Origin of the sequence: Methylobacter svalbardensis (assembly GCF_037671525.1) — a bacterium.
Classification (GTDB): domain Bacteria; phylum Pseudomonadota; class Gammaproteobacteria; order Methylococcales; family Methylomonadaceae; genus Methylobacter_A; species Methylobacter_A svalbardensis.
This window is the reverse complement of sequence record NZ_JAWPOH010000040.1, coordinates 24904-35838: the sequence shown is the minus strand read 5'-3', so window position 1 is coordinate 35838 and position 10935 is coordinate 24904. Positions and strand designations below refer to the sequence as shown.

The window sequence follows — 10935 nt, the reverse complement described above, 5'->3', positions numbered from 1 at the left end:
TAGCATCAAAGCAGGACTCAATCAATTCGAGGACTTTGGGTTCGTCGGATAGTTGATTTAAGGCAGCGTTCAGCAGTTTGCGCTGGTGATGATCTAATTCACGGATTGCAGTAATTAATTGAAAAAACTCGGCGTTTTTCATGATGATCTCCAATTGAAAACCTACATGGCTTATTTTATGAAAAAGAAATAAAAAATTCCATAGTTAACGATGACATAGCCTTTTTAATTGATCACGAATACCCAGAAGGTGCGGGTCAAGAAGAGGGTCTAGTCCAGCGGTTGCGATAGTCAGGCGTACTATGGTTTTACACAGCAGGTCTTCTTTTTCTTTGTAAGAAACCTCTGATTGTTCCTGTTCATCAAGCAGATTTAAATATTTCTTTTTCCATTTATCCTGTTCGGCTGTCTTGTTAAAAAAATTCACGATAGACCTTGTCAATGATTAAGCGGTTGCTATTTTGTGCAAGCGGCGACCTGCAAGCCACCGCATTTAGGTATAGTTTGTTCAAGTTATCAAATGGTTATAAGAATGTAATCTGTTGGGATAAGGCACAATTATTTTGTAGCACCTTCCTGTTTAATCAGTTGATCGACCACTTCAAGCATTTTTTCATGAGAACCGGCAATAGGACCATTGGTCTTGTATTTGCCGTTAATAATGAGGGCAGGAACGCCGGTTACGCCGTAACGACCGGCCATTGTGGTTGCCTGGCGCATTTTGGCGTCGACTAGAAATGAATTGTAAGTGTCATGGAATTCATTTTCATTAACGCCATGCGCAACAAAAAATTTAGCCAGCTGATCTTCGGTCTCAAGGTTTTGTTTTTTGTTTTGGATGGCGTCGAAAAAGTCGGCATGAATTTTATCGGCTACGCTCAGCGCTTCAGCCGTAAAATAAGCTTTGGCATGCTTGCCCCAAAGGTCGCTAAACACAGCGGGTTGACGGATAAACTCAACATTTTTAGGCAAGCTTTTTACCCATTTTTCCAGTAGTGGTTCAAGGCTGTAGCAATGCGGGCAGCCGTACCAAAAGAACTCAATGATTTCAATTTTATCGGGATTATGGGTGGGTTGTGCCGGCGACAAGGTTTCATAACCAACCGACTCGGCTTTTAACAAGGTTGAACAGGAAAACAATAAGATTAATAAACTGGTTTGGGCGATTTTTATAAGCATAGCTAATGTTCTCTATAGGTTTTGCAGGTCGGTTTTGCATTGGAGACTGGAACGTAACAAACCTGCGGAGTTTTGGTATTATTTGGATGAGGTTTATTTCATCATCGATATACGATAAGAAACGGCTTTTATTTCCTCATCGGTCATTTTTTTAGCAATCATGTGCATGATATTTTCCGGATTATTGCTGCGAGAACCGGATTTAAAGTCAGTGAGCGCTTTAATTAAATAGTCGGCGTGTTGCGATTTTAGTGCCGGAAATGAAGCCGGTTTGTTGCCTTCGCCAAAAGGACCGTGACAGGCGATGCAGGCCGAGACTTCTCTGGTCAGATCGCCGTTGCGGTACAGATCGCTGCCTTGGGCAATGAGCGTCTGAATATCTTTGCTAGCGGCCGGTTTTTCGTCTTCATCGTCAGCGTCCAGGACAGGCAAGGTATTTTCAGAAATCTTTTGTGTGGCGTAGTATGCGGAAATATCGGCTATATCTTCATCGGTTAATGATTGCGCCAACGCAGACATCATTGGGTCATTGCGGCTGCCGTCTTTAAATGCATGCAACTGCTGCTTCAGATAAGATCCGTGTTGCTGTGCCAGCTTGGGAAATGTTGAAACTAGGCTGTTGCCGTTGTCGCCGTGACAACTGGTGCAGGAGGCTGTTTTTTGTTTTCCTGCGTTAATATTGCCTTGTGCATGTAAAATACCGGTAGCACTGGTCAACGCCAGAGAAATTGAAAGTATCTGCCATTTTTTCTTCATCAAATTCCCCTTCGGAATGGTTAATCAGTTTTACGTAGGAGCAGGCATTGTGCCTGCTATTACAGTTTTAAATTTTACTCTAAATAGTAATTCTAAGCGAGACAACGATGAATCCAGTTTATCATCAAGCAAAATTTATTAACAGTTCGCCACATCTCCGTGACACGCCCGAGGATCAGGGCATGGAAGTCGCGTTTGCCGGACGTTCTAATGCGGGTAAATCGAGCGCGATTAATACCTTAACCCGGCAAAACGGATTGGCCCGGATCAGTAAAACACCGGGCAGAACCCAGATGCTCAATTTTTTTGAAATTAATGAGCGACAACGGTTTGTCGATTTGCCCGGTTACGGCTATGCTAAAGTGCCTTTAGCGGTGAAAAAACAATGGCATGAGTTGATGGAAACGTATTTAACCAGTCGCAAATCATTATGCGGCATAATTCTGGTGATGGATGTCCGTCATCCGTTAACCGAATTCGACTGGCAGATGATAGAGTGGTGCGAACACACCGGGTTGCCGCTACATATATTGTTAACCAAGGCGGATAAGTTGAATTACGGCGCGGCTAAAAATACCTTGTTGCAGATACAAAAGGAGCTAAGGGATGCGAATTTCCCTTTGACGATACAGCTGTTTTCCTCTTTGAAAAAAACCGGTGTTGATGAGGTGCATGCAGCGCTTGATCAATTGTTTACTCCGAAGGAATCAGAGCAGAATGTCGACACCTTCCTGAGCGAGCAATAATTCGCAGCGGCTTTTCGGATTATTTTGCAATAAGTTTTGATAAATGACATCAAGACTTTCATCGTTACGGGTAGGTTCATGGTGAGTAAAAAATAGTTTTTTTGCGTTAGCGGCGATAGCCAGTTTTATCCCCGAATCATAAGTGCCATGCCCCCAACCTTGTTTGGAAAGATATTCCTCGTTGGTATAGGATGAGTCGACAATCAACGCATCGACATCTTTCATGGCCAGGACCACTTCGTCCCATTTGGCATCGACAAAAGACTGGAATTCGGTATATTCATCATCTTCCGGATCATAGATGTTGATCTGTGGTTCGTAATCGCCGGTAAAAAAAAGTGACTGCCCGTCGCAGTCGATTCGATAGCCGAAATTTAGTACCGGGTGACTGAGTATAATCGGGGTGATAGTGGCGGTGCCAACCTTGACCGGTACCCCCGGCTTGACTGTAGCGTATTCAATCCGTGCATTTAACTGCGCTTCCCGTATCGGAAAGAAACTGTATTGCAACTGTACAGAAAGCGCCCTGTTGATAGTTTCATTGGTTACCGGATCAATTCCGCCGTAGATTGTAATCTGGTTGTTCGGAATAAAAATGGGAATAAAGAAAGGTAGTCCCTGTATGTGGTCCCAATGGGTGTGGGTAATGAAGATATGCGCCTGAATCGGCATTTCTTTGAGCAGATTTTGTGCGAGTGCGTGTATGCCGGTACCGGCATCAAGAATGATCAAATCATTGTCATCGGTTCTGATTTCTATGCAGGTGGTATTGCCGCCATATTTAAGCGTAGTGGGTCCCGGTGTTGGTATGGATCCTCTAACGCCCCAGAATTTAAATTTCATTGTTTACCCTTCGACTGAATGGATGCAGGAACACAAACCGAGCACTACAAATTAATAAAGGATTGCGCTTCTGTTTTGACGACTGCTAAGTCCCCTAATGCCTCGCACATGGCGGAGAGCGACAAGCCAAAGCGGGTGCTAATGGCTTCGGGAAAGTCCTCTATCAGCGGGTTTCCGCCATTGCCGAACTGCATCTGTTTACTGACTTGATTAGCGGCAAAAACGCAGTCCCTTAAGACATTTTGGCTAGGGTCGAGATTATGATGATGAGCGATGGCATCAATTAAGGCATCAGACAGCTCCCATTTCTCGGCCAGCATTTTACCGACCTGTGTATGACTCAAACCGATAAATTCGAGTTCGGTCTGATGCAACGGCAGTTGTTGTTCTTTGCTCTTTTCCAAGGCGAGTTTAAATTCAGCAGGCATAAACTCGGCGAATACCACTTTTCCAAAGTCATGCAGTAAGCCAGCAACAAAACAATCGCTGCATTGTGAGGCAGATAGACCTAGTCGCTCAGCCAGTGTTTTACTGATTGCGGCGGTGGTTAAAGAATGCAGCAGGAAATCGGAGGTATTGAAATTGGCCTTGTTGGTGGGATTTAGCATACCCATTGCGGCAACACCTAATGCTATGTTCTTTATGGTATTCATGCCGATATATACGACCGCTTTTTGGACGGAGGTTATTTTTTGCGGCAAGCCGTAGAAAGATGAATTAATCGCCTTAAGAACTTTAACGGTCATGACCGGATCGCATTCTATAACGCGAACAATATCTTTTGCCGAAGCATTGATATCCGACGTTAATTGCACTACCTGTTGGACGCTTTTAGGAAAAGCGGGTATTTTTTCAACGAGGACGATGAGTTTTTCATTTATTGAGTTTGGCATTGTGTGTCGTTAAGCAATAATCGGCAAAAAGAGTATAGCATTTGTAGTGGCTTCTAATGGGCTTCGTCCCAATTATTACCAGCGCCTATATCGACAATCAGCGGCACATCAAGATCGGCGGCCGCACACATCAGGGTTCTGATCATCGCAGTGCAGTCGTCTACCTGCTCTGCTGCAATCTCAAATACCAGCTCGTCATGCACTTGCATAATCATTTTGGCATCCGGTTTATCCCGATACAACCACTCATCGGCGGCAATCATCGCGCGTTTAATGATGTCGGCCGCAGTTCCCTGCATCGGCGCGTTGATAGCGGTGCGCTCGGCGTATTGGCGGCGCGCCGCGTTGCGTGAATTTATTTCCGGCAAATACAGTCGTCTGCCGAATAGTGTTTCAACGTAGCCTTGCTCGCGGGCTTGTTCCCTGATGCTGTCCATATAGTTTTTGACACCGGGATAACGGGTAAAATACAAATCGATATAAGATTGGGCTTGGCTACGCGACAAGCCTAATTGTTGTGCCAGACCAAAGGCCGACATGCCGTAAATCAGCCCAAAATTAATGGCCTTGGCTGAGCGCCGCAAATCGGTGGTGACGTGTTCGGGAGCTACGCCAAATACTTCAGCCGCTGTGGCCCTGTGTACGTCCTGTCCTTCGGTAAAAGCAGTCAACAAGCCTGAATCAGCCGATAAATGCGCCATGATGCGCAACTCAATTTGAGAATAATCGGCGGCGACTATTTTTCTGCCTTCGGGAGCGATAAACGCCTGTCTGATTTTGCGCCCTTCTTCACTGCGTATCGGAATGTTTTGCAAATTGGGATCGGAGGAGGACAGCCTGCCTGTTGCGGCTACCGCCTGATGGTACGAGGTATGAATACGCCCCGTTTGTCCGTCAAGCTGTTGTGGCAGCTTGTCGGTATAAGTCGATTTCAGTTTGCTTAAACTGCGGTACTCCAAAATCAGCTTGGGCAGCGGGTAATCGAGTGCCAATTCCTGCAATACCGACTCTTCTGTTGAGGGCTGGCCTTTTGGGGTTTTCTTTAATACCGGCAGTTTTTGCTGATCGTAAAGTATTTCCTGGATCTGCTTGGGCGAACCCAGATTAAAGGTCTGTCCTGCCAAATCGTGAGCATATTGCTCAAGGGAGATGATCTGACTGGAAAGTTCAAGACTTTGCTGCGCGAGCATCGCGGTGTCGATCAATACGCCATTGTTTTCAATGCGCGCCAGCACGCTGATTAGAGGGACTTCCATTTCCGTATACAGCTTTTGCAATTCTGGATATTGTGCCAGTTTTGCCATCAGCAGTTGATGCAGTCGCAAGGTAATGTCGGCATCTTCTGCGGCGTAAGGGGCGGCTTGCTCTATCGGCACTTCCTGAAAGCCGATTTGTTTGACGCCTTTACCGGCCACATCTTCGTAATGGATGGTTTCAACGCCCAGATAGTGTTTAGCCAGATCATCCATATTGTGTTTGGTTGCGGTGCTGTTTAACACATAAGATTCCAGCATGGTGTCGTGGCTAATGCCGCGCAAGGCGATGCCGTGATTAGCCAATACATGCATATCGTATTTCAGGTTTTGCCCGAGTTTGGCTTTACGCGGATTTTCCAGCAGAGGCCGGAGTTTTTCCAGTATTTCAGACCGATCCAGTTGCTCAGGTACGCCGGGATAGTCATGAGTTAACGGCACATAGGCGGCAAAGCCTGGCGTCACCGCAAACGATATGCCGACTATCTGCGCCTTACTGTAATCGAGGCTGGTGGTTTCGGTGTCGAAGGCAAATAATTCGGCTTTTTCCAGTTGAACCAGCCACTCATTAAAGCGCTGTTCGGTTAATACCGTCTCATAACTGGATTCAATGTGCGCCGGTTTATCATCAATTTGAGCGGTTGCCGTTTCAATGGAGCTTGTCCTGGGCGTAGCCGGAGGATTATCCAGCATTTTTAACCACGACGAAAAGCCCAGATCAGCCAATAAGTTTTTCAGTTCCGCCTTGTCCATCGGTTGCTGCTTCAGGTCTTCGATGCTGTAGGGCAAATCCAGGTCGCACTTAATGGTGGTCAGTTGTTTGGATAACGGCAGCTGATCCAAACTGGCGCGCAGGTTTTCGCCGATTTTTCCGGTGATTTCATCGGCGTGGGCGACCAGATTTTCCAAGGTCTGATAGTGCGCCAGCCATTTTGCCGCCGTTTTAGGGCCGACTTTGGGTACGCCGGGGATATTGTCGACGGTGTCGCCGATCAAGGCTAGATAATCGATAATCTGCTCCGGTTTGACGCCGAATTTGTCGAAAACCCCCTGAATATCCATGCGGGTATTGGACATGGTGTTTTCCAGAATAATGTGCTCGGTAACCAGCTGCGCCATATCCTTGTCACCGGTAGAAATAATGACGTCTAGGCCTTGTTGTTCGGCGTGTTGAGCTAAAGCTCCCAGCACATCGTCGGCTTCCACGCCGGGTTCGATGATTAACGGCAAACCCATAGCCCGAATCAGCTTGTGTAGCGGGGCAATCTGTACCCGCAAATCATCAGGCATGGGCGGCCGATGGGCTTTGTACTGGTCATAAAGCTCATTGCGAAAGGTTTTACCCGGCGCATCAAAGACCACGGTGATGTAGTCGCTGTGATAGTCGGCGATCAGTTTACGCAACATACTGGTTACGCCGTGAATTGCGTTGGTGGGTTCGCCATTCGCGTTGGTCAGCGGCGGAATGGCATGATAAGCACGAAATAAAAAAGAGGAGCCGTCAACCAGAATCAGGCGCTCCCTTCGGCTAGGCTCAGGAATGGTTTGTGTTTGTTGAGGCATAGGAATTTGGGTTAAAGGTGCAAGTTTAAAGAGACAAGGCTGCGGGCGCGAACTTATTCGCGTTGTTGACTAGGCGCGAATAAATTTGCGCCCACAGAAGCAACAATTGCCCCAGCGTCAGGTTTTCCGCTTAACATCCGCGATATTAGGCAATTGATTTATTTTATTAAGCACTTGGCTTAACTGATCGGTATTTTCAATCTGAATGGTCAAATTGAGTCGCGCTGAAAAATCGGGATGGGTATCCAGTGCGGCATTGGAAATATGGATTTTAGTCTGAGCCAAAATCTGGGCAACATCATTCAGCAAATTATGGGAGTTAAATGCATCAATAACAATGGGGACAGCATAGCTGGCCTTTTTTGTGCCCCAGCTCACCGAAATAAGCTGAGCCTGCTTTTCGGGGTCAAGGTGCAAGATGTTTTCGCAATCTTTGCGGTGGATGGTAATGCCTTTTTTATGGGAAATATAGCCGATAATGTCATTCCCCTGAACCGGCGAGCAGCAGTGAGCAAAAGAAGTTAGAACATTATCAATACCGGTTACAGAAATGACTGATTTAGCCTCGGGCTTTTTACGCTGAACGGGGACCGGAGCTTCCAATTCAGGTACCTTAAAAAACGCCGCAAGCTGACGGCTATTAATATCGCTACGGCCAATCGCTTCAAGCAATCTATCGGTATCCGGCTGATGAAAATGTTTAGCCAGCTCCGTCAAGTTGAGCGCTTTTAAGCCCAGACGCTGGCTTTCCTTATCCAGAATAGTTTTGCCTGTGGCGATATTTTGGGCTTGTTGCTGATTTTTAAACCAGCTTTTGACTTTACTGATCGCCGCCGATGTCTTTAAATAGCCCAGATTGGGATTGATCCAATTGTGATTGGGGCCGCCGTCTTTTGCCGTTAAGATCTTTACCTGCTCGCCGGATTTTAAGGTATAAGTCAGCGGCACAATACGCCCATTGATTTTTGCCCCCCGGCAACGGTGACCAATCTCGGTATGGATTGCATAGGCAAAATCCAGCGGCGTAGAGCCTTTAACCAGATCGATTAATTTACCGGCCGGCGTTAACACGTAGACGCGATCATTAAATAGTTCGCTGCGAAAACTCTCGGACAGTGTTTCATCGCTGCCTTCCTTCCTGCTATGCTCAGGACTGGTGGTTTCTTCCAGTAATTTACGCAACGAGGCGATATTTTTTTCTATTGCAGAGTCATGCTTGCCGCCTTCTTTGTAAGACCAGTGCGCGGCAACGCCGAGTTCGGCAAAGTCATGCATTTGTTGGGTGCGGATTTGTACCTCGATACGATTGCCATCGGGATCGATAATGACGGTATGCAAAGACTGATAACCGTTCTCTTTGGGATTGGCGATGTAATCGTCAAATTCCTTGGGAATAGTTTGCCACAGGCTATGCACGATACCTAACGTGGCATAACAAGCGGTCAGGTTGTTGACAATCACGCGCACCGCTAACAGGTCATAAAGTTCGTCTATGTCCAAGTGCTTGCGGCACATTTTTTTCCAGATGCTGTAAATATGCTTGGGGCGACCGTAAATATCGGCAGAAAGCGACTCCTCGGCGAGTTTTTTCTGTAGCAGAGCAATAAACTTATTAATACAGTTTTCCCGCTGTATACGGTTATCGGTTAGCGACTTGGCGATACGGAGATAGGATTGGGGCTTCAGATAGCGAAAAGCCATGTCCTCCAGCTCCCATTTTAACTGATGAATACCCATACGGTTGGCAATCGGCGCATAAATATCCAGCGTTTCCTGGGCAATAAAACGTCTGAGCTCATAAGATTCTCTGGGTAAAACCTTAAGTCGTTGAATCCGGTAAGCCAGCTTTATCAGCACGGCGCGGACATCCTGAGTCATGGACAGCAGCATTCGGCGCAAGGTTTCCGTTTGGCTCGGTTGATCCGTCATTTCCAGAGAATAAACGGTTAACTTATTCAGCCAGTTAACATCATTAACCAGCGTTGCAACCGTTTCGCCAAACTGTTCTTTAATGTTAGGCTTTGGATTTAAATGGGCTAAGCGTGGATCGCTTAAGATCGCGGCGAGGATGGTTTTCAGGTCGACATTAAAGTCCATCAAAATGGTCGCCACCTCAACTCCCTTGGGGCGGAAATAATGGGGATCTTCAGGGATTTTGGCGATAATCGCGAGCGCCCGATTGATTTGTTCGGTATCGGAAGCAGAAAATCCGTTAAAAAGTTGTTTATTGGGCTCGGTGTTTTTTTGCATCAAACGATAGTCAATAATTTGAAAACTTGGCGGTTATGATAGGTCAATGCCGGATAGTCTAACAAGCAATCATTGCCTGCAGGGGGCAGATATTGGCTCCCACATTACTCTATTGCACGCCATTCGGCATTATGCAATATCTGCATTGCCTACACGGATGTAGGTAAGGGGTGAGGAGCGGAAGCTTTCACCACATCCCTGTGGATGATGTAGGCAAGGGGCAGATTGACGGAACACATTGCTAAATATATATTTTAACTTGTTGAAATACAATTAAATAAAGTGAAGATATTGATGGTTGTTGACGGCAATTCTATGTCTGCGTCAACGGTGACAGTTGGCCAATATAAAGTGATTTTTGACGGGCGTAATAGGTATGAATCGGACAGGGTTAAACGTAGCGGATTGGCCTATTATGCGACAGGGCAATAAATTAAGTTGTATTCGCGCAGCAAACGTCTAAACTTAGGGGCGAATAGTTGATAATTACTTGGCTATCTCTAAAAAACTATTCATAAAGCTATAATTACTCACAACAGGAAAATAAAAAATGAAAAGATTATTAGTCGTATTATTGGTCGCTTTTTGCTCATTTAATGTCATTGCCTCGCCTGTAAACATCAATACCGCTGATGCAAAAACTATAGGGGAATCCCTGTCGGGCATAGGCATTAAAAAAGCCGAAGCCATTGTTAAGTACAGGGAAGAAAAAGGCCCTTTCGTAGCAGTGGAAGACTTGGTTAATGTTGCCGGGATCGGTGAGAAATCCCTAGAAAAAATCAAAAACGATGTCTTGTTAAGTGATGCCGTAATCGTGGATAAAAAAGCCAAGTAGATTATTGGTAGGTATTTCAAGAAACCGGCAGTTTCTCAGGGGACTGCCGGTTTTTTGTTGTGTAGTTCGGTATTTGGGTAATGGGTTGATTTTGTAGTTTTATATTCTTAACCGCGTGACATCTTATCAAGAAATCGTTCTCTTGCATGACTGCATAATGCTAAGGATGTATCTTTATGCATTTAACGAAATACCATTCCCAGCTCCTTATATCCACAAATAATTCTTATAGCTAATAACTTATTAATTAAGGCTGACAGACGGTTGGCCTGGATGGGGACCTTACTGATCCACTCATCGCGTAGCCGCTAATTTTTCCTGCTAGCAAAAAGCAGGAGCCCGCCGCCAGCTATTATCGCCCCTACACCAGCCCAGACCGGCACATAAACTGTCTGCGTGTCTTTAACCGTTAATTCCAACGGACCTAACTTGGCTTCCTGAGTTTCCTTGGTATAGCTGAAACGATCATAAACCAACCCTAATACCCCGGCTACGATCAGCATAATTGCCACAATCTTGACTGTGTTCACTTAGTCTCTCCATAAGTTTTAAATTTTCACTGCTGCAACCTAGCAATGTAGCGTAAAGACAAGCCCGGAAACCGTTATTGCGAAGTC

Annotated in this window: 10 protein-coding genes; 2 read left to right on the top strand and 8 right to left on the bottom strand. The window is 45.9% G+C overall.

Features of this window, described 5'->3' with window-relative positions:
- Nucleotides 1–205: 205 nt before the first annotated feature.
- The 3 genes from RW114_RS14335 to RW114_RS14325 form a co-directional block, all read right to left on the bottom strand.
- Nucleotides 206–427, bottom strand: a complete 222-nt coding sequence (locus tag RW114_RS14335; protein ID WP_340123438.1) for a hypothetical protein — start codon at nucleotides 425–427, stop codon at nucleotides 206–208.
- 131 nt (nucleotides 428–558) lie between these two features.
- Nucleotides 559–1179, bottom strand: coding sequence for a thiol:disulfide interchange protein DsbA/DsbL (locus tag RW114_RS14330; RefSeq protein WP_340123437.1), 621 nt, complete (start codon nucleotides 1177–1179; stop codon nucleotides 559–561).
- 93 nt (nucleotides 1180–1272) lie between these two features.
- Nucleotides 1273–1935, bottom strand: a complete 663-nt coding sequence (locus RW114_RS14325) for a c-type cytochrome (RefSeq protein WP_340123436.1) — start codon at nucleotides 1933–1935, stop codon at nucleotides 1273–1275.
- A 107-nt stretch (nucleotides 1936–2042) separates the two neighbouring features.
- Between RW114_RS14325 and yihA the strand changes: the two genes are divergently transcribed.
- Nucleotides 2043–2681 (top strand): ribosome biogenesis GTP-binding protein YihA/YsxC, encoded by a 639-nt coding sequence (gene yihA, locus RW114_RS14320; protein WP_340123435.1) that lies wholly within the window; start codon nucleotides 2043–2045, stop codon nucleotides 2679–2681.
- Here the strand turns inward: yihA and RW114_RS14315 are convergent.
- The 4 genes from RW114_RS14315 to RW114_RS14300 all read right to left on the bottom strand — a co-directional run bounded on the left by RW114_RS14315 (nucleotide 2643) and on the right by RW114_RS14300 (nucleotide 9483).
- On the bottom strand, nucleotides 2643–3524 hold the full coding sequence (locus RW114_RS14315) for an MBL fold metallo-hydrolase (protein WP_340123434.1): 882 nt from the start codon (nucleotides 3522–3524) through the stop codon (nucleotides 2643–2645). The genes yihA and RW114_RS14315 overlap by 39 nt on opposite strands.
- Nucleotides 3525–3568: 44 nt before the next feature.
- On the bottom strand, nucleotides 3569–4417 hold the full coding sequence (locus tag RW114_RS14310) for an HDOD domain-containing protein (RefSeq protein ID WP_340123433.1): 849 nt from the start codon (nucleotides 4415–4417) through the stop codon (nucleotides 3569–3571).
- A 53-nt stretch (nucleotides 4418–4470) separates the two neighbouring features.
- The gene (polA, locus tag RW114_RS14305; protein WP_340123432.1) at nucleotides 4471–7233 is read right to left on the bottom strand and encodes a DNA polymerase I; all 2763 of its coding nucleotides are present in this window, start codon (nucleotides 7231–7233) and stop codon (nucleotides 4471–4473) included.
- Nucleotides 7234–7350: 117 nt separating this feature from the next.
- Nucleotides 7351–9483, bottom strand: a complete 2133-nt coding sequence (locus tag RW114_RS14300; RefSeq protein WP_340123431.1) for a RelA/SpoT family protein — start codon at nucleotides 9481–9483, stop codon at nucleotides 7351–7353.
- A 550-nt stretch (nucleotides 9484–10033) separates the two neighbouring features.
- Between RW114_RS14300 and RW114_RS14295 the strand changes: the two genes are divergently transcribed.
- The gene (locus tag RW114_RS14295; protein WP_340123430.1) at nucleotides 10034–10318 is read left to right on the top strand and encodes a ComEA family DNA-binding protein; all 285 of its coding nucleotides are present in this window, start codon (nucleotides 10034–10036) and stop codon (nucleotides 10316–10318) included.
- Between the two features lie 308 nt (nucleotides 10319–10626).
- On the opposite strand, the gene RW114_RS14290 is transcribed toward RW114_RS14295, so the two are convergent.
- Nucleotides 10627–10848 (bottom strand): hypothetical protein, encoded by a 222-nt coding sequence (locus tag RW114_RS14290; protein ID WP_340123429.1) that lies wholly within the window; start codon nucleotides 10846–10848, stop codon nucleotides 10627–10629.
- Nucleotides 10849–10935 lie beyond the last annotated feature (87 nt).